The sequence below is a fragment of the Pseudomonas sp. FYR_5 genome (assembly GCF_043106315.1).
Lineage (GTDB): Bacteria > Pseudomonadota > Gammaproteobacteria > Pseudomonadales > Pseudomonadaceae > Aquipseudomonas > Aquipseudomonas putida_Y.
Window position 1 is genome coordinate 1 of the sequence record NZ_JBICMK010000013.1, and the last position, 21,076, is coordinate 21,076.

A 21,076-nucleotide genomic window follows, 5' to 3' on the forward strand; every position below is an offset into this window, starting at 1 on the left:
ACCGATCTGTGTGTAGGAGCGGGTTTACCCGCGAATACGGTAGCGCCCGCAACAGTGAACGGCAGGTGGAAATTGGCCAGCAGGCCCGGCCCTTTCGTGGGTAAACCCGCGCCTACAGGCCCCTCATTTGTCCCAGGTCTCAGGGCACCCCTTGCACCCATCCATGTTGGCCTCCTGAAAATTCCCGTAATGCTGCCGCGCCCCGCGCAAATCGGCGCGTGCCAGGTTGCTCTGGCCAAACTTGGCCTCCTGCAGATTGGCATCGCCCAGGTTGGCCTCTTGCAGGTCAGCCTTGCTCAACCAGGCCATCTCCAGGTCCGCCGCCTGCAAGTTGGCCTGCTGCAGCTTTGCCCCGGACAGCCTGGCGAACTGCAGATAGGCTGCGCGCAGGTCCGCCTTTTCAAATTGTGCGCCCTGGGCGAACAAGCCCCAGCCCTGAATGGCCACCAGCTTGCTGTTGCTCAGGTCGGCCAGGCGCAGATTGCTTTGTTGCAAGCTGGCGCGGGTCAGGTTGGCACCTTGCAGGCGGGCTTTTTCCAGATTTGCCAGGTCCAGCTGGGCATGGCGCAGGTCGGCATCGCGCAGGTCGGCACCGGCCAGGTTCATCTTGCGCAGGTCCTGGTTGGCCAGGTTGGCGCCGCGCAGGTTGGCCCCCGGGCACTGGCTGGCTTCGGCAATCACGCAGCCGTTGATGGTCAAGGGGGCATCGTTGCCGGCGTCGTCGGCGTTCACTGCCAGGGCGGGGGATAGCGCCAGCAGCAAGGTAAAGGGCAGGTAATTCATGGCGAAAGCCTCTGGGCAGGAGAAGGGCAGAAGCGGGGAGGGGCGCAAGCCGCTCCCCGCTGCAGGTCAACGCTGTGCAGTCTTGTTGTCCCAGCTCGGGATCTTGAACACCCAGAACGAGCCCCCCTGAGCCACCGGTTTGGTCAGCTCGGCCATGTCGCCACCCCACAGCGGTACCGCACCGCCGTAGCCGACGGTCACGCCGATGTACTGCTCGCCGTCCTGTTCCCAGGTGATGGGCGGCGAGACAATGCCGCTGCCGGTCTGGAACTTCCACAGCTCTTTGCCCGTCTTGGCGTCGAAGGCCTTGAAGAAACCATCGCCCGTGCCGGTGAACACCAGGTTGCCCTTGGTCGCCAGTACACCGGCCCATAACGGCAGGTGTTCCTTGTGTTCCCAGACCAGCTTGCCGGTGGTCGGGTCCATGGCGCGCAACGTGCCGACGTGGTCGTCGTACATGCGCTTGATACGGAAGCCCATGCCCAGATAAGCCGAGCCCTTCTTGTAGTTCACTTCCTCGGTCCAGTACTCCTCTTTCCACTGGTTGCCGGGGATGTAGAACAGCCCGGTGTCCTGGCTGTAGGCCATGGGGTTCCAGTTCTTGCCGCCCAGGAACGGTGGCGAGACTTCCACCGGCTTGCCCTTGGTTTCACCCGGCAGCGGCTTGGCCGGGCGTTGGCCGGGGTTTTCCACCGGGCGGCCGGTCTTCAGGTCGATATGACTGGCCCAGGTGATGTTGTCGACGAAGGGGAAGGCGTTCTGCAGCTTGCCGTTGTTGCGGTCGACCACATAGAAGAAGCCGTTGCGGTCGGCGTGGCCGGTGGCCTTGACCACCTTGCCGTCCTTGCCTTTGTAGTCGAACAGCACCAACTCGTTGTTGCCGGAGAAGTCCCAGGCATCGTTGGGGGTGTGCTGATAGAACCACTTGACTTCGCCGGTACTCGGGTCGACACCGACCTGGCCGGAGGTGTACAGGCTGTCGAAGTCATGCGGGTTGCCGTCCTTCGACGTGCGCGCCCAGGTATTCCACGGCCCGGGGTTGCCAGCGCCAACAATGATGGTGTTCGTTTCGGGGTCGAAGCTGGCGCTTTGCCAAGGGGCACCGCCGCCGTGGCTCCAGGCTTCGACCTTGCCGGTTTCGGTGGTAGGGTCGTCTGGCCAGGAAGGCGCCTTGACGTCACCGGTCGGGGTGCTGTCCTTACCGTTCAGGCGGCCCATGTGGCCTTCGACGAAGGGCCGCATCCACACTTCTTCGCCGGTGTCCGGGTCGCGTGCGAACAACTGTCCGACCACGCCGAATTCATCGCCGGAGCTGCCGTGGATCAGCAGCACCTTGCCGCTGGTCTTGTCCTTGATCAGCACTGGCGCACCGGTCATGGTGTAGCCGGCGCTGTGGTCGCCGAATTTCTTGTTCCACACCACTTTGCCGGTGCGCTTGTCGAGGGCGACGACCCGCGCGTCGAGGGTGCCGAAGTAGATCTTGTCGCCGTAAATCGCCGCGCCGCGGTTGACCACGTCGCAGCAGGGGCGAATGTTGTCGGGCAGGCGGTGACTGTAGGTCCACAGGCGTTTGCCGGTCTTGGCATCGAGGGCGAATACCCGCGAGTACGAGCCGGTGACGTAGACCACGCCATCGCTGACGATGGCCTGGGATTCCTGGCCGCGCTGCTTTTCGTCGCCGAAGGAGTAGGACCAGGCCGGGGTCAGCTTGAACACGTTCTTGTCATTGACCTGGGCCAGCGGGCTCCAGCGCTGGGCATTGGTCCCCATGCCGTACTGCAGCACGTCCCGGGTGGTCAGGTGGTCATTGGCGATGTCTTCCCAGGTGACGTTCTTGCCGGCAGGTGCAGCGGGTGTGCTGGCCGCTGTTGCCACATTGCCCAGGGCCAGGCTACCGGCCATCAGCAGGACGCGCACGCTCAGGGCCAGCGGGGAAAGGGCGGGTAGCGATCTTATTGTCATGGTTGCAGTTCCCAGTGGAGGTTTTGGCCTGCACAGGGTGGGGCGCAGCGGCTATCGCGGGATACGGAAAAAGTCCCGCCCTTGCCGGGAAAAGTTCCCGCACGGCACCTCAATTGGCCCTTCGCCACAAGCCCTACTACCAAGGGATTAAGGCCCGGACACCAAAGCAGCATTCGGTCGCCCGCGGGGTGTTTCTAAGATGGCGGCACGGCCTCTGTGGTTGAGGCTTTGTGTGCAATGGTGAGGGCATAACAATGACAACAAAATGCAATGTGTTGCTTGCTGCTGGAGTGCTGGCCGCAGCCGTGCTGACCGGTACAGCCTGGGCCCATGGCAACGTGGTGCCCCAGGCAGTGGAGACCAAGGGCCTGACCCCGATCAAGGACGCTGGTGTGACCCTGGACGACGACGGCTGGGCGGCGGTCAACCCTTACCGCAGCTCACCCGAGCACGACAAGGCGGTGGAAATCGGCGCCTCGGCCTACAACCAGAACTGCGCCGCCTGCCATGGCCTGGAGGCCAAGTCTGGTGGTATCGCCCCTGACTTGCGCATGCTCGATGCAGGTGATGCTGGCGATGAATGGTTCGTCGAGCGGGTACGCCACGGCGCGGTTCGCGACGGCCGCGTGTACATGCCGAAGATGGCCGATTACCTCAGTCAGGAAGCCCTGTGGGCGGTGCGCACCTACCTGGACAGCGTGCACGTCGAGGAGTGACGGCCATGCGTCTGTGGGCGGTGTTGTTGAGTGGCCTGCTGCTGTGTTGCGCGGCGGCCCAGGCGCAGGTGCGCAACTACGACGCGATCATCGCTGCCGGCGAGCTCAAGGTGGCGGTGTACAAGGATTTCGCCCCCTACAGCTTCCAGGACCACGGCCAGCCGCGTGGTGTCGATGTGGAACTGGCGCAGGCCCTGGCCACGGCCTTGGGGGTACGCCTGCAGTTAATCTGGGCGCCACCCGGAGAAAAGCTCGACGATGACCTGCGCGACTACATCTGGCGCGGCAGCCCGCTGCGTCATCAGCAATTGGCCGACCTGATGATGCGGGTGCCTTACGATCGCGCCTACGCGCAGCGGCGCAACGAGCTGGGTGAGCTGGAAAACGCCCAGGTGGTGATGTTCGGCCCCTATCAGGAGGAGCGTTGGCAGGTGGCCTACGATCGCCGTCGCCTGCCGTCGGTGGCCAGTGTCGCGGTATTCCAGCAGCATCCTGTCGGGGTCGAGGTGGACAGCGTGCCGTCGTTTTACCTGACGTCGGTGTTCAACGGCATGCTTAGCGCCAGGACCCACCATTACCCCAGCGTGCAACAGGCATTTGCTGCGATGCAGTCCGGCCAGGTGGACGCAGTGATGGCGATGCGCGGCGAGGTTGACTGGCAGCTGCACCAGGCCGCCGATGCGCAACTGGCCTTGGCAGAAAACGCCTACCCGAACCTCGGTAAACAGGCTTGGGAAATCGGCATGGCCGTGCATGAGAGCAACCGGCAGCTGGCCTATGCCGTGGAGGAGGCCATGGAGGCGATGATTCGCGATGGCCGGCTCAAGGCGATGTATGCCGCATACGGCCTGCGTTACGAGGTCCCGGAGATGTATCAATAGGAGTGGCCATGAACTGGCGAGCAACTTTCCTGCTGGCCTGCTGGATGCCCTGGGCCGCCCAGGCTGCGACACAAGGCACCCCCACAGACCCGGTGCCTTCCGTGATGTGGGACTTCTACCACAAGCAGTTGCTGGGGCAGGCGGCGTTCGTGTTCGATGACCGTGTGAAGCTTCTGGCGCCGCCCTTTGCCGAGGATGCACGGCAGGTACCGCTGGAGATCGACGCCCGGGCGTTCACGGGCGAGGTGGTGCGGATTATCGCCTGGGCAGAGCTGAACCCTCTGCCGCGCATCGTCGACTTTCAGCCCGGTGAGCGCGTGTTGCCCTGGTTGTCGATCCGCATCCGCATCGAACAGGCCACACCGTTGCGCGCCGCCGTACTGACACGCGATGGCCTGTGGCACGTCGGTTCGACCCTGATCGATGCTGCCGGCGGCGGTTGTACCGCACCCAGCGCGGTGCGCACCCAGCCCGGCTGGGAGGAGCACCTCGGTGAGGTGCTGGGCGGGCGCTACCCGCGTGGTGATAGCAGCCGCCTGCGCCTGCAGGTGGCCCACCCGATGGATAACGGCCTGGTCAGCGGCATTCCTGAATTCTTTCTCAACCATGCCGAGTTGCAAGGTGCAGATGGCCAGCGCCTGGCCAGCCTGGAGCTGTATCCGGCGGTCAGCGAAAACCCCAACCTGGGCTTTGACATTCAGGGCCCCGGGCCAACACGGCTGCTGTTGCGGGACAACAGCGGCAACCAGTTCGAGGCGGCGCTGCCCTGAGCGCGTTGTCTGATTTCACCCTGACCCGAGGCACCATCATGCGTTGGATCCTGTTGTTGCTGTTGTGCCTGGGGCTGCCGGCCCAGGCTGATCTGGCGTACCGGCTCACACCCCGGCAGATCGCCGAGGGCACCTGGTTGCTGGAAGGCAGCACCGACAATTTCGCCAAGGCCAATGGCGGCAATGTGGTCAACACCGCGTTCATCGTCACCGACAGCGGTGTGGTGGTGATCGACAGCGGGCCGTCGAAGGGCTATGGCGAGGCATTGCGCAAGGTAATTGCCACCCTCACCGACAAGCCGGTAGTGGAGGTGCTGCTGACCCATCATCATCCTGACCATGTGCTGGGCAACCAGGCCTTTGCCGATGTGCCGATCGGTGCCCTGGCCGGCACCCGCGACCTGCTGCGCCAGCAAGGCGATGCCATGGCCGAGAACATGTATCGCCTGGTCGGCGACTGGATGCGCGGTACCGAGGTGGTGCTGCCGACCCGGGTGCTGCAGCCAGGCGTGCATGAGGTGGGTGGGCACCGACTGAGGTTGCTGGGGCTGGGCGGGCATACGGGTGCCGACCTGGCGATTTTCGATGAAAAGACCGGGGTGCTGTTCGCCGGCGACCTGGTGTTCTACCAACGCGCCCTGACCACGCCCAACAGCCCGGGGCTGGACGTGTGGCTCAAGGACCTGGATACCCTGCAGGCACTGCCCTGGAAACAGCTGGTACCCGGGCATGGCCCGGTGGCCAGTGATGCGCAGCCGTTCGTGCAGATGCGTGACTACCTGGGCTGGCTCGATGGCCTGATGCGTGATGGCGCGGCGCGCGGTGACGACATGGCCGAGATGATCCGCAGCCCCATTCCCGAACGGTTTGCCGGGATCAGCCTGACGCGTTATGAGCTGATCCGCAGTGTCAGCCACCTGTACCCCCGGTATGAGCGTCAGCAACTCCGGCGCATCGATACCAGGCCCCCAATCTGATGGCGGAACGCGCTGCTCTATGGAGTACGCCCGTCACCGAGGCGGCGCGCTGTCGTGCAGCAGCCATGATCCACGTGGCTTGAGAGCCGAGTCGGGTCGGTGGAATGCTGCTCATGGAACACTCTCGAGTAGCATATTGTCCACTACAGGTTGGAGAGGTGCGGAGAAGTTCGCGACTCCCAGTGGCCTGGTAAAGGTATTGTTCGGGCGGGCGTTCATGCCACGTTTAAACGCTGCTCGTTGCAAACGGGTGGGGTAACTTTCTTGGATCTTCCAAATATCTGTCAGATACTTCTGATAACAAAATATTTCAAATTCCTGGTGTGCGAACAATGTCACTGAATAGTGACAAAAATGACCTGACTTTATTTAGAGTCGCCTTGACGTGATAACTTTTGTGGTGGAGGATTTTGCTTGTCGATATGTTTGGTTTTTGTTGGTGGTGTGGGTGTCAAGCAAATATAAGTGGTGTTTTTATGTTTTTTCGTTGTCATACCTCTGTAACTATTTGTAGTGGTTGTCTCTGTTCCTCTCTGTCTGTCTGAAGTCTTGAGTGCATAAATATTCTGAACCTGTTTGCAGGCTATGCACACCTTTTGAAGGAAATCATCAGAGTGAGTGGTGCCGCTTTCCAAAATCGGTAAGACAGAGTATGTCAGTTGCTATTGATTTTTAGATAACCCGCACGGCCAACTTACTGAAATCGACGACCTTCGAGTTTCTGCCTGCAGCTGTAAGGTACTTATATTTTTGTGAGCGCAAGAAAGCGCCGTTAGCACCCGAGCAAGGGATTGAGAGGATATCGAGCCATGCCTTTGTTTCATAAAGTCATTGCGGACAATGCCAATGCATACCCAAGCAAGTCAGCAATCGTTTTAGACGGTGTAGCAACTTCCTATCGAGTGTTGCAACAACAAGCGGATGATATCGCATCTATCCTGCCAACCCTGGGAATTGCTCCAGGCGATCGTGTGGGTCTGTACTCGGCAATTTCCGTACAACTGGTAGCTGCTTATCTGGGCATTCTGCAAGCCGGAGCAGTTACTGCTGCTATCCATCATACCCTGAGCCGTGCCAGGCTGATTCATCAACTCAAGCATTCAGGCGCTCGGTTGCTGATCACTGACTGCACCGACGACCTTCCGGGCCTTATCAAGGCCGTTGGGCTTGAATGGGTGCTGCTCACGACCCCGAGCGCTGTGCTCCCGCCTCAGGTCATTCAAATGTCCGATGCCCTCTCCAGACCTTCGCAAAAGGCTGCTACGAGGCATCCGCCATTGATTGAAGACCCCGAAAGGTCTACGTCGATATTCTATACATCCGGATCGTCCTTCAATCCGAAGGGCGTGCTGGTCAACCACCGAATCATGTTGGCTGCCTCACGCCAAGTCACCGCCTACCAGCAGAACACCCCAGATGATCGCGTCCTCAGTTATTCGACTCTGGCCTCCGATTATGGTGTCTACAACGTGATGATGCCGCTGGTAATCGGCGCCACCAGCGTGATTGAAAGCCAGCCGGCCACTACTGCCGAGGACATACTCGCAGTGGTTGAACGGGAGGAGGTAACCGCCGTGCATGTGTTTCCTCCATTATTTTTCCTGTTGGCCAATACCGGCCCGCATTGGGACGCTCGGGTGCCCAGCCTGCGTTATATATCCAGCAGTGGCCAGGCTCTCTACACCCGTCATATCCAGAAGATTCGGCAAGCTTTGCCTCGGGTACGGATCTTTTCCAACTACGGGCTCACGGAATGCAAACGTGTCAGTTACCTGCCTCCTGAGGAGCTCGATCAGCGCCCAGCCTCGGTGGGCAAACCTCTGCCCGGCGTCTCTTGTACTTGGTGGACGAGCGAGGGCGGGCCATTGACCAGCCTGGGGAGGTCGGCGAACTGCTGGTAACCAGCGACTACCTGATGCTCGAGTATTGGAACATGCCCGAGGCCAATGCCATGGCCTTCCTACACAATGCATTCGGCCACCCGCGCCTGTTTCGCACAGGTGACCTGTTCAAGCGAGACGCCCAAGGCTATCTCTACTACGTGGCACGCAAGGATGACGTGTTTTCCCGCAATATCTGGAAGGTCAACCCGCGGGAAATTGAACAATGTTTGGCGTCACACCCGGCGGTTGCCGAGGTATTAGTGGTGCCGGTCGCAGACGAATCGGCCGGGCACGTACCGAAGGCCTATGTTGTGCTCGAAACTGACCATATACAGACCATTGAGCAATCCCTGCGTGATCACTGCATAGCCCAATTGGACTGGCACATGGTGCCGGCTTATTACGTGTTCCTTGAGGCCTTGCCAAAAACCGATTCAGGCAAATTCAGCGCCAGAGGGCTGATCTGACAGCAGGAGAGACACATGAACGCTTTTCCGCAGCAATCGTTGGACGACGCCAGTCTTGACCACGACCTCCATCAAAGCGCCATGTTGAAACTGGCCGAGCATTTTCACAGCCTGGCGACTGGCGCGAGCCAAGTTCCGTCGCAGTCTCTGGACAGCCACCTCAAGTCACAGATCGACGACCCTCAGGTACTCGAGTACCACGACCGCCTGCTTGCGGGGGCGGGCCCACTGTTTTCGCATTTTCTAGCTAGCGTACCGTACGTCCTTGAGGAACTCTCCAGGATTGGCGTGACGCTGTCCCGACTGGTCTCGGCCTACCCGCCCAGGGCCGGCCAGCGCTACAGCATATTCGAGGTGGACGCCTTCGATGGTAGTAATGGTCGTGCTTTGGCTGGCCAATCCCAAGGCCTGATCCATAGCCTCACCTCGTCGCCCAACCGTGCCAACCAGATAGCCTTCGAGCAGTATGCCGACCCAGCCTTATCACACTTCTACCCGCACTCATTCTTCAAAATGAACACGAAGCTGCTGCAAAAGCCGGAATATAAAGCGTTCAGCCAGGGATTCGATTTCATATACGAAATGGCCGCATTCCAGTTCTATAACCGTAACCGCGCGCAACAAATCGCCCACATCAAGCGTTTTCTGAAGCCCAGCGGGCTGGCATTTTTCCTCGAAAAGCTCAACCACCCCGATTCAGAAGAGTATCTGCGACGAGAGAAGATAAAGGACGAAGTATTCAAGATCCGCTACTTCAAAGTGGAAGAAATCCGTTGGAAACGCCAGCAGATGCTCGTGCAGATGCAAAACGGTCAGGTCACCATGGAAGAACTGGTAGGCGCCCTGTCGGCTCGCTTCAAGCACGTCCACCTGCTGTGGAGCAGCAGTAATTTCTGCGAGTTTGTGGCCTCGGACGACGAACAGCGGATTGAACGATTCCTCAAGCTGCTAGGCCCGGTTGTGCAACCACCGGGCTTCTGCTTTGAAGGTTCGCGACTGGGTTCGGTGGTGCTCCATGGTAACCAAGTCGAGGTGCCGGCCAATGTCTGAAAACGTTCAACAGGTATTGCATCGCGCCGCCCAACCCGCGCCCTGCCAACGGGCACTGCAACACCTGTCAAGGTGGCGCGAGCGAGCGGGAGCAGCGCAGAAAGACCGTCGTTTGAGCCGCGATACATTCAACGAACTGTTCACCGGTGAGTGGCTGGATCTGTTGTCGCCTCGAGCGCCTGCAACCCGCAGCTCACATTGGCCAACAGTGGTGGAGAGCGCACGCATTGCCGCAAGGGCCTGCGCCTCCACCGGCTGGGTGATGGCCTTGGTGGGTGGGCACAGCAGCATCGCTCGACGTTTACCCCCGGCATGCCAGGATCAAATGTACGCTGACGGCCCCCGGCAGCTGTTCGCCTCGGCGTCCACCAGCGCCAACAGCCAGCTCAGCTACGAGGCGTGCGGCATAAGGGTGAACGGGCGCTGGCGGTTCAGCTCAGGGATCGAAGACGCGACGTGGTTGATGCTCAATGCACCTTGTCAGAACCACCCGGCTGCCTGGCACACTCCACGTTTTCTCGTACTGGTCGCCGCGCAGGATATTGAGCGAATCGACAGCTGGGACAGTTGCGGCATGGCCGCAACTGGCTCTCACGACGTTCAGGCTCACCAGTTGCTGGTGCCACACGAGCGGGTTTTCGCCTTGCATGAAATCTTCGCCCAACGCCCATTCAAACCGGAGATCGATTACATCGACCGTTTGCCATTGGCGCCCTTTCTGGCTACTTCGATCATCGGTCCGTTGTTTGGCTGCGCGGAGGGGGCACATGATGCGTTCGTCTCGGCGCTCACTGACTCGCTGGCCAGCGACCCAAGGATTGCCGAGCAGGTCGCTCACTCGGCCGCACAATTGCACAGCGCTGGCCTTCTCTATGACTCGTTGATATCGCGGTTGCATGAAGCAGGCATTCACGATCAAGCCCTGAGTACCTGTCAACTGCTGCGGTTACGCCGCGACCGTGCCTATTTGGCGAGGCAGTGCGTGCAAGCGGTGCAACGTCTGGTAGGACGGCTCGGTGCCTCTTCGTTGGCGGCAGGGCATCCACTCCAGCGCCATTGGTGTGACATCCAGGCCATCGCCGCGCATCGCGATCTGGCCTGGAGCGACGCGATGCTGGCTTGCGGCGAAGCGACCTTGCGCAATGGTAGTCATGACCAAGCATGACTCTTCATTCAATTCCTTATACCCAGAGAGGTTCACATGTTCATCCGCAGCAGGTCCGACGTGGAGAAAACCGCCTACTACGTGGAGTGGGGCGCCGGCACTAGCCATCGTCTACTCACCGAACGTGATGCCATGGGATTTACCCTCTGCCACACGGTGGTTCGTGCCGGCACTGAATCGCTGTTGCACTATCGGAACCATTTGGAGGCGTGCTACTGCATAGCCGGGGAAGGCGAGGTCGAGGACATGCAGGGGAATGTCTACCCGATACGTCCCGGTGATGTGTATGTACTCGACCAGCATGATCGGCACTACCTACGCGGCGGCAAGGAGCAGGACTTGATCCTGGTCAGTGTGTTCAACCCACCGTTGCGTGGTGACGAGAAACACAACCTCAACGACCGTTTGGGTTCGGCCTATTGAGGTTTGGCAAGGTCTCTTTCTTGCTTCTTACAGGAGTTCAGCATGCGCAAGGATTACCTGGCCTTTTTCATTTCGCTGTTTCTTTCGCGCCTGGCAGACCAGATCCTGTTGTTCATCGTGCCGCTGGTAGTGTTCCAGGCCACCAACAGCGTCGCTTGGGCAGGGCTGGCGTTCTTTGTCGAGTCGCTGCCGCGTTTTCTCGCCTTCCCGGTATGCGGCGCACTGTGCGACAAGTTCTCACCCATCAAGATCCTGCACATTAGCCAAGTTTACCGGGCATTGCTGTGCTTGTTGGCGATGGGACTTCATGCCCTGTTCGGCGGTCTTGCCTGGCTGGTGGTACTGTCGGCGCTGTGTGGGGGGCTGACCACTCAGGGCATCATGGCCCGCGAGGTGGTGATGCCGCATATCTTCCAGCACTACAACTACACCAAGACCCTCGCCTATTCTCAGATCGCTGACCAGACGGGCCTGGTACTCGGGCCACTGGTGGCAGCTGCGCTGCTGGAGTTTATGGCATGGCACTGGGTAGTGCTATGGACTGCTGGACTGTTCCTGCTGGCCGACCTGAGCATGCGGGCATGGCAGCGCGCCAGCCAGGTCACCCTGCCGGTGTACGAGCAGCATCGTGATATCTGGTTCCAACCCGTGCGTATCGCCTTCAGGCATATTGGCGAACAGGCCGAACTGAAGAAGATCATCACCTTGGCCGTCGGCGTCAACCTGATCGTCGGGGTCACCTTAGCAACCTCGGCGGCCATGGTGCTCGGCGAGCATGGCGCTGGCAAGGACACCTACGCATGGCTGCAGGCGGCTGCCGCAGTAACTACTATCGTGATCCTGTTCTTTCTCGCCCGGGTGGTGCTGCCGTTACGGGTAATGGGTGGCGTGGGCTACTTGATGATTGCCGCCGGCGCTTTCATCAGTGCCTTGAGTCCGAACTTTGCAGGGTATGTGCTGGGGTTTTTGCTGATTGTCGGTTTCGACAAGATGTTCAATGTCTATATGCGCAATGTTCGGCAGCGGGTAATTCCGACCCAGGACTTTGGCAAGACGGTGGGAGTGGTCACATTGCTCAACAACTTGTCGCAACCGTTGGCGGGCTTGCTGGTGGGAATACTGGCGGCGCCGGTGGGGGCGCAAGGGGTTATCTTGCTGCTTGCAGTGCTGACTACCGTGATTGGAGCGGGAGTTGTGTGGTGGTTTGGCGGCGTACGGCGTTTGCCTGGGGGAGCAGTTATCCAAGGCAGGGCAGATTGACTCAAGCAGTTTCTGGTTGAACAGGACGGGCAAACCCAACCCCTACCAAGGAACTAGAAAACTCCGCACTGCGGGCAATTGTTGGCAATCGGGTCGGGACCAAGAATTCCCGACACACCGGGAAATTTTCCCGGGCACAACAAAAAAACCAAAGGTAGCCGTCATGACCCGATCCCCACGTCGCCCCTTGTTCGCCGTGAGCCTGGTGCTCAGCGCCATGCTGCTTGCCGGCGCGGCTCACGCCGCTGTCAGCAATGAAGACATCCTCCAGGACCCGAAGAACCCGCAGCAGATCGTGACCAATGGCCTGGGCGTGCAGGGCCAGCGCTACAGCCCGCTGGACCTGCTCAACGTCAATAATGTCAAGGAGCTGCGCCCGGTCTGGGCGTTCTCCTTCGGCGGGGAGAAGCAGCGCGGCCAGCAGGCCCAGCCGCTGATCAAGGACGGGGTGATGTACCTGACCGGCTCCTACTCGCGGGTGTTCGCCGTGGACGCCCGCACTGGCAAGAAACTGTGGCAATACGATGCACGTCTGCCGGATGACATCCGCCCCTGCTGCGACGTGATCAACCGCGGCGTCGCACTGTACGGCAACCTGGTGTTCTTCGGCACGCTGGACGCCAAGCTGGTGGCCCTGAACAAGGACACCGGCAAGGTGGTCTGGAGCAAGAAGGTTGCCGACCACAAAGAAGGCTACTCCATCAGTGCCGCGCCGATGATCGTCAATGGCAAGCTGATCACAGGCGTTGCCGGCGGCGAGTTCGGCGTGGTGGGCAAGATCCAGGCGTACAACCCGGAGAACGGCGAACTGCTGTGGATGCGTCCCACCGTGGAAGGGCACATGGGCTATGTGTACAAGGACGGCAAGGCGATCGAGAACGGCATTTCCGGCGGTGAGGCGGGCAAGACCTGGCCTGGCGACCTGTGGAAGACCGGCGGCGCAGCGCCTTGGCTGGGCGGTTACTACGACCCGGAAACCAACCTGATCCTGTTCGGTACCGGCAACCCGGCGCCGTGGAATTCGCACCTTCGCCCCGGTGACAACCTGTACTCTTCCTCACGCCTGGCGCTGAACCCGGACGACGGCACCATCAAGTGGCACTTCCAGAGCACGCCGCATGACGGCTGGGACTTCGACGGCGTCAACGAGTTGATCTCGTTCAACTACAAGGACGGCGGCAAGGAGGTCAAGGCTGCCGCCACGGCTGACCGCAACGGTTTCTTCTACGTGCTCGATCGCACCAACGGCAAGTTCATCCGCGGCTTCCCGTTCGTTGACAAGATCACCTGGGCCACGGGCCTGGACAAGGACGGCCGGCCGATCTACAACGACGCCAGCCGCCCGGGCGCACCCGGCAGCGAGGCCAAGGGCAGCTCGGTGTTCGTCGCCCCGGCCTTCCTCGGCGCCAAGAACTGGATGCCGATGGCCTACAACAAGGACACAGGGCTGTTCTACGTGCCGTCCAACGAGTGGGGCATGGACATCTGGAACGAAGGCATCGCCTACAAGAAAGGTGCGGCGTTCCTCGGTGCCGGCTTCACCATCAAGCCGCTCAATGAAGACTACATCGGCGTGCTGCGCGCCATCGACCCGGTCAGCGGCAAGGAAGTGTGGCGCCACAAGAACTACGCGCCGCTGTGGGGCGGTGTGCTGACCACCAAGGGCAACCTGGTGTTCACGGGCACGCCAGAGGGCTTCCTGCAGGCATTCAATGCCAAGACCGGCGACAAGGTCTGGGAATTCCAGACCGGGTCAGGCGTGCTGGGCTCGCCCATCACCTGGGAAATGGACGGCGAGCAGTACGTTTCGGTGGTCTCCGGCTGGGGCGGTGCGGTGCCGCTGTGGGGTGGCGAAGTGGCCAAACGGGTCAAGGACTTCAACCAGGGCGGCATGCTCTGGACCTTCAAGTTGCCCAAGCAGTTGCAGCAAACCGCGAGCACCAAGCCCTAACGCCTGCCTACTGCCGCTTGCTGCCGCTGATCGGTAGCAAGCGGCCCTAGGCTCTGACGAAAAGCCTTGATACTTGTTCATGCTGCGTTGAAAACCGCCTCGGAGTGCTCATGTACTTCAGTACAGTCGGGCGCGACCCCGGCCGTTCCTCGGCTGTTTTCGCCTTGCCTGACCTGCGTCTCAAGACTTTTCGTACAGAGCCTACTACCAAATGACGAGAGCCCCGCTGCCAACGATGCATTCGCCCGGCACGCGGGCTTGTTACCATCGGTGCATCGCCTGTCGTGGGACAGGCACCGACCCGCAGAGGCTCAGCATGATCTACGCACAACCCGGAACTCCAGGCGCCGTCGTATCCTTCAAACCCCGTTATGGCAACTTCATCGGTGGCGAGTTCGTGCAGCCGTTGGCTGGCCAGTACTTCACCAACAGCTCGCCGGTCAATGGCCAGCCGATTGCCGAATTCCCGCGTTCCACGGCCCAGGACGTCGAGCGCGCCCTGGACGCCGCGCATGCCGCCGCCGAAGCCTGGGGCAAGACCTCGGTGCAAGACCGTGCGCGGGTACTGCTGAAAATTGCCGACCGCATCGAACAGAACCTGGAAGTGCTGGCGGTTACCGAAAGCTGGGACAACGGCAAGGCCATACGCGAAACCTTGAATGCCGACGTGCCGCTGGCAGCGGACCACTTCCGCTATTTTGCCGGTTGCATCCGCGCCCAGGAGGGTGGCGTAGGCGAGATCAACGAAGGCACCGTGGCTTATCACATCCACGAGCCGCTGGGTGTGGTGGGGCAGATCATCCCGTGGAACTTCCCGCTGCTGATGGCCGCCTGGAAGCTTGCCCCGGCCTTGGCCGCTGGCAACTGCGTGGTGCTCAAGCCCGCAGAGCAGACGCCCCTGTCGATTACCGTCTTTGCCGAACTGATCGCCGACCTGTTGCCGGCAGGCGTACTGAACATCGTCCAGGGCTTTGGCCGTGAGGCCGGCGAGGCGCTGGCCACCAGCAAGCGCATTGCCAAGATCGCTTTCACCGGGTCCACCCCGGTGGGCTCGCACATCATGAAGTGCGCGGCCGAGAACATCATCCCGTCCACCGTCGAACTGGGTGGCAAGTCGCCGAACATTTTCTTCGAAGACATCATGCAGGCCGAGCCGGCGTTCATCGAGAAGGCTGCCGAAGGCCTGGTGCTGGCGTTCTTCAACCAGGGCGAGGTGTGCACCTGCCCGTCACGGGCGCTGATCCAGGAGTCGATCTACGAACCGTTCATGGCCGAGGTGATGAAGAAGATCGCCAAGATCACCCGCGGCAACCCGCTGGATACCGAAACCATGGTGGGTGCCCAGGCGTCCGAGCAACAGTACGACAAGATCCTTTCGTACCTGGAAATTGCCCGGGAGGAGGGTGCGCAGCTGCTCACCGGCGGTGGTGCCGAGCGGCTGCAGGGTGACCTGGCCAGCGGTTACTACATTCAGCCAACCCTGCTCAAGGGCAACAACAAGATGCGCGTGTTCCAGGAAGAAATCTTCGGGCCGGTGGTGGGCGTGACCACCTTCAAGGACGAAGCCGAAGCGCTGGCGATCGCCAACGACAGTGAATTCGGCCTGGGCGCCGGCCTGTGGACCCGCGACATCAACCGTGCCTACCGCATGGGCCGCGGGATCAAGGCCGGGCGAGTGTGGACCAACTGCTACCACCTGTACCCGGCGCATGCGGCGTTCGGGGGGTACAAGAAGTCCGGTGTTGGCCGCGAGACCCACAAGATGATGCTCGACCACTATCAGCAGACCAAGAACCTGCTGGTGAGTTACGACATCAATCCGCTGGGCTTCTTCTAGACCGCGTCGCGGCCTTCGCGGGCTCGCCCGCGCCCACAGGTTCACCGTTGGTTCCAGAACCGGTGAAGAACCTGTGGGTGCGGGCGAGCCCGCAAAAGGGCCGGCACATGCATGGCCTACCCGTACCAACGCACCCCGCAAGCTCGTTCCAAAGTAGCATTCGGTCCAGTGCGCCCCCGTGCATTAATGCATCTACCGGAATCCTCCGGCACAAGAAGAGGACTTGCCCTATGTGGACTAAACCCGCCTACACCGACCTGCGCATTGGCTTCGAAGTGACGATGTATTTCGCCAACCGTTGATGACGGCCCGGCCATCGCCATGGTGGCCGGATCCTCCTGGAGCATGTGCCTGTGAACCTGATTGATCGCCAGCAAGCCCTTGCCTTGGGGCGAGGCTTGCGCCTGGGCTGGGAGCCACAGAAGGCTTGCCACGTGCTGTTGTACGCCGGGGGCATCATCGAGCTCAATGCCAGTGCCGGCTGGGTCTTGGCGCTGCTGGACGGCCACAGTACCGTGGCAACGGTCATCGACCGCCTGGCACAACGCTTCCCCGATGTACCGGGGCTCGAAGAGGACGTACTGGCGTTTCTGGAGGTGGCCCGCGCCAAATCCTGGATAGAATGACCGGTAGCCCCGCTTTGGTCTGGTTGCTTTCGTGGTGGGATGCTTTACGCTGGCGTTTATCTTCCAGAACAATAAGAACAGGCTTACCGATGAGCCAGAGTTTCAGCCCCCTTCGCAAGTTCGTATCGCCTGAAATCATCTTTGGTGCCGGCTGCCGGCACAACGTGGCCAATTACGCCAAAACCTTCGGTGCGCGCAAGGTACTGGTGGTCAGCGACCCTGGCGTGATCGCCGCCGGCTGGGTGGCGGATGTGGAGGCCAGCCTGCAGGCCCAAGGCATCGACTATTGCCTGTACACAGCGGTGTCACCCAACCCGCGGGTCGAGGAGGTGATGCTCGGCGCCGAAATCTATCGGCAGAACCACTGTGACGTGATCGTCGCCGTCGGTGGCGGCAGCCCGATGGATTGCGGCAAGGCCATCGGTATCGTGGTTGCCCATGGGCGCAGCATCCTCGAATTCGAAGGCGTGGACATGATCCGCGTGCCCAGCCCGCCGCTGATCCTGATCCCGACCACCGCCGGCACCTCGGCGGACGTGTCGCAGTTCGTGATCATTTCCAACCAGCAGGAACGCATGAAGTTCTCCATCGTCAGCAAGGCGGTGGTGCCGGACGTGTCGCTGATCGACCCGCAGACCACCCTGAGCATGGACCCATTCCTGTCGGCCTGCACCGGCATCGATGCGTTGGTGCATGCCATCGAGGCCTTCGTGTCTACCGGCCACGGGCCGCTGACCGATCCCCATGCGCTGGAAGCCATGCGCCTGATCAATGGCAACCTGGTGGAGATGATCGCCAACCCCACCGATATTGCGCTGCGCGAGAAGATCATGCTCGGCAGCATGCAGGCGGGGCTGGCGTTCTCCAATGCGATCCTGGGCGCCGTGCACGCCATGTCGCACAGCCTGGGCGGTTTCCTCGACTTGCCCCATGGCTTGTGTAACGCGGTGCTGGTGGAACACGTGGTGGCGTTCAACTACAGCTCGGCGCCGGAGCGTTTCAAGGTGATCGCCGAGGTGTTCGGGATCGACTGCCGTGGTCTCAATCAACGGCAGATCTGTGGGCGCCTGGTGGAGCACTTGACTGCCCTGAAGCATGCCATTGGCTTCCATGAAACCTTGGGCCTGCACGGGGTGCGCACGTCCGATATCCCGTTCCTGTCGCAACACGCAATGGACGATCCGTGCATCCTCACCAACCCCCGTGCGTCGAGCCAGCGTGATGTCGAGGTGGTCTATGGCGAGGCCCTCTGACGAGCAGCAGCGGGCGCTGGCCGGGCTGCTGGGGCTGGGTGACCACTCGGCGCGCAAAAGCCATTACCCGGAGCTGTCTGCCCGCCTGGACGAACTGGAAGCCGAGCGCAACCGTTACAAATGGCTGTTCGAAAACGCCGTGCACGGGATTTTCCAGGCCAGCCTTCAGGACGGCATGCGTGCCGCCAACCCGGCGCTGGCCCGCATGCTTGGCTACGACGACCCGCAAGCGGTGCTTTTTTCCCTGACGGACCTGGCCGCCAACCTGTTTGATGGCGGTGCCGAGGAGTTGCAGGCGATCACGGCGGTGCTCGCCCGTGAGCACAGCCTGCACGGCTACGAAACCCGTTTGCGGCGCAAGGACGGCAGCCATCTCGATGTGCTGATGAACCTGCTGCTAAAACCCGGCCATGAAGGGCTGGTGGAGGGGTTCGTTGCCGACATCACCGAACGCAAGCTGGCCCAGCAACGCCTGCAACAGCTCAATGACGAACTGGAGCAACGGGTCGCTGCGCGTACCGATGAATTGCTGGAGGCGCGTGATGCCGCCGAAGCCGCCAACCGCAGCAAGGACAAATACCTCGCTGCCGCCAGCCATGACCTGCTGCAGCCGTTGAACGCCGCGCGCTTGCTGATCTCGACCTTGCGCGAGCGGCCATTACCAGAGGCCGAGCATGTGCTGGTGGAGCGTACCCACCAGGCCCTGGAGGGCGCGGAAGACCTGCTGACCGACCTGCTGGACATTTCCCGGCTCGACCAGGCGGCCGTCAGGCCGGACGTGGCTGTGTACCGCCTGGACGAGGTGTTCGCGCCGCTGGTCTCGGAGTTCAGCTCGGTGGCCGATGCTGCAGGCCTGAAGCTGCGTGCACGCATAGCCGATTACGCCATCAGCACTGACTTGCGGCTGCTGACGCGCATTCTGCGCAACTTCCTCAGCAACGCTTGCCGGTACACCGACGAGGGGCGGATCCTGCTCGGGGCGAGGCGCCGCGGCGGCCAGCTGCGGCTGGAGGTGTGGGATACCGGGCGAGGCATCGCGCAGGATCGGCTGCAGGCCATTTTTCTCGAGTTCAACCAACTGGACGTTGGCCGCGCTGCCGATCGCAAGGGTGTCGGCCTGGGGCTGGCCATCGTTGAACGGATCGCCAAGATTCTCGGTTACCGGATCGAAGTGCGCTCGTGGCCGGGGCGTGGCTCGGTGTTCAGCATCGAGGTACCTCTTGGCAAAGAAGTGCCGCTGGCTGTTCATCAGGCTGTGCCGCTGCCCAGCGCCGGTAATCCGCTACCGGGCCGCCGCCTGCTGGTGCTGGACAACGAAGTGAGCATACTCGAGAGCATGGGCGCGCTGTTGGGGCAGTGGGGGTGCGAAGTGGTTACGGCTACCGACCAGGAGGGCGCCTTGCTGGCGTTGCAGGGGCGAGCCCCGGAACTGATCCTGGCCGACTACCACCTGGACCATGGCGTGGTGGGTTGCGAGGTGGTGAGGAACCTGCGTGAGCATTTTGCGACTGCCATACCGGCAGTGATCATTACCGCAGACCGCAGCGATCAGTGCCGGCGTGGCTTGCAGAAGCTAGGGGCGCCGCTACTGAACAAACCTGTGAAACCCGGGAAACTGCGGGCGGTATTGAGCCAGTTGCTTCTGGTGCATTGACTGGGTAGTCGTTCACCACTCAGCGAAATAGAGCACTTAAATGGCCTGTCGCGGAGTTTGGATCCACGGGTCTTTAAAACTTACCATCCGGTCAGCTTGCAAGAAGTTAGTAAACTAACTAATACGGCTTTAAATACCGCTGGTCGGTGCTTTTGCTCAAGAAATGAACGATTTGCCAGTGGGTCGCTCATATTTGCCAGCAAGTGTGTTCTTCAAACAGCGCACTTCGCACCTCTCCCCAGAACGTAATGGACGTTCAACTTGATCTGAATCGCAGGGATGCACACGGGGCTTTTTTACCTCTGACGATGGAGTAACGCCATGCCCAACCGAGGCTCAACGGTTGAGCCACTGTGTGCAATTGAGTAACCATTCGCTGTTTCAATTAACGATATGAATTTGGTCTTCCCGGTGCGATCAAGTCGCACGCGTGCTTGTTGCAAGGCCATCTAGCGCTGATGCATTACGTGGAGAATTCGACGTGGAGTTTAATACAATTATTAGCCTGTTCGGGCAGAAAGAATCCATGGAACTGGTGCGGTTGTCGGTCATTTATGTTCATTTACTGGCCTGTTGTATCGCCATCGGCCTGGTATTTACCAGCGATGCCGAGATGGTCAGGGACTTGTTGAAGGGGCATCAACAGGCCAGCCATGACGGTAAGCACATGGCGCGATTGCAGGCGTCCGTTGCCAATGCCTTGATATTCTTGTGGCTTACCGGTGCCGCGGTCATTGGTATCGATTACCTTGAAAAGGGCATGAGTTATTTCGCCAATCCCAAACTTCACGCAAAAGTCATTATTGTCTTGCTCCTGACCTTTAATGGCATGTTGTTGCATCGTTATGTATTGCCTGCCTTGCTCAAGGCCGGTTCTTTGCTTGACCTGAATATAGGCGTGCGGATGTTTGCGCTGTTTTCTGGTGCACTGTCAGGTGTTTCCTGGTTATATGCAGCGATGCTGGGCGTCGGTCGGCCACTGGCCTGGAAGTATTCGTTGACCGAGTTGCTGTTGGCCTATCCGGTGATGATCCTGCTTGGCTTTGCCCTGATGGCCGCACTGACCCAGTGGGCGCGAAAACGCAATATGGTCAAAGCGACGCCAGCACCTGTGTGGCCGCTGGCGGGCATTCCTTGCTGATGGCCTGAGGCACTGCAACGGCGTTGCGAACCGGCGCTTCGGTTACACGTTTGCCTGCTCGCTGCGCCCTTTGGCCAGATAGGCGTTGAACTCATCTTCCGGCACCATGCTGCCCCCCGTTCCCCAGACGAGGTGGGTGGCCTGTTGCAGCCGGGCTGGGGTGAAGCGTTGGCGGGCCAGGTACTCGTCGGCTTGCAGCACCCGTAGCATACCCGGTACGCCGGCCAGGGCAGAGGGCTCCAGTTTGACCTTGTCCTGCTCACCGTGCGGATCACTC

At 60.7% G+C, this 21,076-nt stretch carries 19 protein-coding genes and 1 pseudogene; 17 read left to right on the forward strand and 3 right to left on the reverse strand.

What is annotated here, in order from left to right; genetic code table 11:
• Positions 1–123: 123 nt before the first annotated feature.
• Together ACF8RA_RS01275 and exaA are read right to left on the reverse strand one after the other, a co-directional pair.
• Positions 124–783 carry a pentapeptide repeat-containing protein gene (locus ACF8RA_RS01275; RefSeq protein WP_392487560.1) on the reverse strand — a complete coding sequence of 220 codons (660 nt, stop codon included), beginning with the start codon at positions 781–783 and terminating at the stop codon, positions 124–126.
• A 66-nt stretch (positions 784–849) separates the two neighbouring features.
• Positions 850–2,745 carry a quinoprotein ethanol dehydrogenase gene (exaA, locus tag ACF8RA_RS01280; protein ID WP_392487561.1) on the reverse strand — a complete coding sequence of 632 codons (1,896 nt, stop codon included), beginning with the start codon at positions 2,743–2,745 and terminating at the stop codon, positions 850–852.
• A 254-nt stretch (positions 2,746–2,999) separates the two neighbouring features.
• On the opposite strand from exaA, the gene pedF reads away from it, so the two are divergent.
• From pedF to ACF8RA_RS01365, 17 genes are all read left to right on the forward strand, one after another.
• Entirely contained in the window at positions 3,000–3,461 is a 462-nt protein-coding gene (pedF, locus tag ACF8RA_RS01285; RefSeq protein WP_176684107.1) for a cytochrome c-550 PedF, read from the forward strand.
• Between the two features lie 5 nt (positions 3,462–3,466).
• Positions 3,467–4,342, forward strand: a complete 876-nt coding sequence (locus ACF8RA_RS01290; RefSeq protein ID WP_209966622.1) for an ABC transporter substrate-binding protein — start codon at positions 3,467–3,469, stop codon at positions 4,340–4,342.
• An 8-nt stretch (positions 4,343–4,350) separates the two neighbouring features.
• Entirely contained in the window at positions 4,351–5,112 is a 762-nt protein-coding gene (locus tag ACF8RA_RS01295) for a quinoprotein dehydrogenase-associated SoxYZ-like carrier (protein WP_392461248.1), read from the forward strand.
• Between the two features lie 38 nt (positions 5,113–5,150).
• Positions 5,151–6,089, forward strand: a complete 939-nt coding sequence (locus tag ACF8RA_RS01300) for a quinoprotein relay system zinc metallohydrolase 1 (RefSeq protein WP_392487563.1) — start codon at positions 5,151–5,153, stop codon at positions 6,087–6,089.
• Positions 6,090–6,898: 809 nt separating this feature from the next.
• Positions 6,899–7,990 (forward strand): AMP-binding protein, encoded by a 1,092-nt coding sequence (locus tag ACF8RA_RS01305; protein WP_392487564.1) that lies wholly within the window; start codon positions 6,899–6,901, stop codon positions 7,988–7,990.
• A gap of 14 nt (positions 7,991–8,004) precedes the next feature.
• On the forward strand, positions 8,005–8,439 hold the full coding sequence (locus ACF8RA_RS01310; RefSeq protein ID WP_392518699.1) for a hypothetical protein: 435 nt from the start codon (positions 8,005–8,007) through the stop codon (positions 8,437–8,439).
• A gap of 15 nt (positions 8,440–8,454) precedes the next feature.
• Entirely contained in the window at positions 8,455–9,489 is a 1,035-nt protein-coding gene (locus ACF8RA_RS01315) for a class I SAM-dependent methyltransferase (protein ID WP_176684104.1), read from the forward strand.
• Positions 9,482–10,654 carry a hypothetical protein gene (locus tag ACF8RA_RS01320; RefSeq protein ID WP_392487566.1) on the forward strand — a complete coding sequence of 391 codons (1,173 nt, stop codon included), beginning with the start codon at positions 9,482–9,484 and terminating at the stop codon, positions 10,652–10,654. The genes ACF8RA_RS01315 and ACF8RA_RS01320 overlap by 8 nt, the downstream gene beginning before the upstream one ends.
• 36 nt (positions 10,655–10,690) lie before the next feature.
• Positions 10,691–11,077: an ectoine synthase gene (locus tag ACF8RA_RS01325; protein ID WP_176684102.1), complete on the forward strand. Its 387-nt coding sequence runs from the start codon at positions 10,691–10,693 to the stop codon at positions 11,075–11,077.
• A gap of 42 nt (positions 11,078–11,119) precedes the next feature.
• Complete coding sequence (locus ACF8RA_RS01330) at positions 11,120–12,337, forward strand: MFS transporter (RefSeq protein WP_392487567.1); 1,218 nt, start codon at positions 11,120–11,122, stop codon at positions 12,335–12,337.
• A gap of 163 nt (positions 12,338–12,500) precedes the next feature.
• Entirely contained in the window at positions 12,501–14,288 is a 1,788-nt protein-coding gene (gene pedH / locus ACF8RA_RS01335; protein ID WP_392487568.1) for a PQQ-dependent alcohol dehydrogenase PedH, read from the forward strand.
• A 316-nt stretch (positions 14,289–14,604) separates the two neighbouring features.
• The gene (locus ACF8RA_RS01340) at positions 14,605–16,125 is read left to right on the forward strand and encodes an aldehyde dehydrogenase family protein (RefSeq protein ID WP_003254088.1); all 1,521 of its coding nucleotides are present in this window, start codon (positions 14,605–14,607) and stop codon (positions 16,123–16,125) included.
• A 230-nt stretch (positions 16,126–16,355) separates the two neighbouring features.
• On the forward strand, positions 16,356–16,427 hold the full coding sequence (gene pqqA, locus ACF8RA_RS01345) for a pyrroloquinoline quinone precursor peptide PqqA (protein WP_003243383.1): 72 nt from the start codon (positions 16,356–16,358) through the stop codon (positions 16,425–16,427).
• 51 nt (positions 16,428–16,478) lie between these two features.
• The gene (pqqD, locus tag ACF8RA_RS01350) at positions 16,479–16,751 is read left to right on the forward strand and encodes a pyrroloquinoline quinone biosynthesis peptide chaperone PqqD (protein ID WP_019751154.1); all 273 of its coding nucleotides are present in this window, start codon (positions 16,479–16,481) and stop codon (positions 16,749–16,751) included.
• 89 nt (positions 16,752–16,840) lie between these two features.
• Positions 16,841–18,004, forward strand: a complete 1,164-nt coding sequence (ercA, locus tag ACF8RA_RS01355; RefSeq protein WP_021783999.1) for an alcohol dehydrogenase-like regulatory protein ErcA — start codon at positions 16,841–16,843, stop codon at positions 18,002–18,004.
• Positions 17,988–19,658, forward strand: coding sequence for a NahK/ErcS family hybrid sensor histidine kinase/response regulator (locus tag ACF8RA_RS01360; RefSeq protein ID WP_392487569.1), 1,671 nt, complete (start codon positions 17,988–17,990; stop codon positions 19,656–19,658). Before ercA ends, ACF8RA_RS01360 begins: the two co-directional genes overlap by 17 nt.
• Before the next feature lie 526 nt (positions 19,659–20,184).
• On the forward strand, positions 20,185–20,799 hold the full coding sequence (locus ACF8RA_RS01365) for a hypothetical protein (RefSeq protein WP_021783997.1): 615 nt from the start codon (positions 20,185–20,187) through the stop codon (positions 20,797–20,799).
• Between the two features lie 42 nt (positions 20,800–20,841).
• Here ACF8RA_RS01365 and ACF8RA_RS01370 read toward each other — a convergent pair.
• A pseudogene (locus tag ACF8RA_RS01370) lies at positions 20,842–21,076 on the reverse strand (D-serine dehydratase); the annotation flags it as partial.

Excerpts from the sequence above, each read along its gene's own strand:
- ACF8RA_RS01290 (WP_209966622.1), top strand. The coding sequence starts at position 3,467 with ATGCGTCTGTGGGCGGTGTTGTTGAGTGGCCTGCTGCTGTGTTGCGCG.
- ACF8RA_RS01365 (WP_021783997.1), top strand. The coding sequence starts at position 20,185 with ATGGAACTGGTGCGGTTGTCGGTCATTTATGTTCATTTACTGGCCTGT.
- ACF8RA_RS01305 (WP_392487564.1), top strand. The coding sequence starts at position 6,899 with ATGCCTTTGTTTCATAAAGTCATTGCGGACAATGCCAATGCATACCCA.
- pedF (WP_176684107.1), top strand. The coding sequence starts at position 3,000 with ATGACAACAAAATGCAATGTGTTGCTTGCTGCTGGAGTGCTGGCCGCA.
- ACF8RA_RS01325 (WP_176684102.1), top strand. The coding sequence starts at position 10,691 with ATGTTCATCCGCAGCAGGTCCGACGTGGAGAAAACCGCCTACTACGTG.
- ACF8RA_RS01315 (WP_176684104.1), top strand. The coding sequence starts at position 8,455 with ATGAACGCTTTTCCGCAGCAATCGTTGGACGACGCCAGTCTTGACCAC.
- ACF8RA_RS01340 (WP_003254088.1), top strand. The coding sequence starts at position 14,605 with ATGATCTACGCACAACCCGGAACTCCAGGCGCCGTCGTATCCTTCAAA.
- ACF8RA_RS01330 (WP_392487567.1), top strand. The coding sequence starts at position 11,120 with ATGCGCAAGGATTACCTGGCCTTTTTCATTTCGCTGTTTCTTTCGCGC.
- ACF8RA_RS01360 (WP_392487569.1), top strand. The coding sequence starts at position 17,988 with ATGGCGAGGCCCTCTGACGAGCAGCAGCGGGCGCTGGCCGGGCTGCTG.
- pedH (WP_392487568.1), top strand. The coding sequence starts at position 12,501 with ATGACCCGATCCCCACGTCGCCCCTTGTTCGCCGTGAGCCTGGTGCTC.
- ACF8RA_RS01320 (WP_392487566.1), top strand. The coding sequence starts at position 9,482 with ATGTCTGAAAACGTTCAACAGGTATTGCATCGCGCCGCCCAACCCGCG.
- ACF8RA_RS01275 (WP_392487560.1), bottom strand. The coding sequence starts at position 783 with ATGAATTACCTGCCCTTTACCTTGCTGCTGGCGCTATCCCCCGCCCTG.
- exaA (WP_392487561.1), bottom strand. The coding sequence starts at position 2,745 with ATGACAATAAGATCGCTACCCGCCCTTTCCCCGCTGGCCCTGAGCGTG.
- ercA (WP_021783999.1), top strand. The coding sequence starts at position 16,841 with ATGAGCCAGAGTTTCAGCCCCCTTCGCAAGTTCGTATCGCCTGAAATC.
- ACF8RA_RS01300 (WP_392487563.1), top strand. The coding sequence starts at position 5,151 with ATGCGTTGGATCCTGTTGTTGCTGTTGTGCCTGGGGCTGCCGGCCCAG.
- ACF8RA_RS01310 (WP_392518699.1), top strand. The coding sequence starts at position 8,005 with ATGCTCGAGTATTGGAACATGCCCGAGGCCAATGCCATGGCCTTCCTA.
- ACF8RA_RS01295 (WP_392461248.1), top strand. The coding sequence starts at position 4,351 with ATGAACTGGCGAGCAACTTTCCTGCTGGCCTGCTGGATGCCCTGGGCC.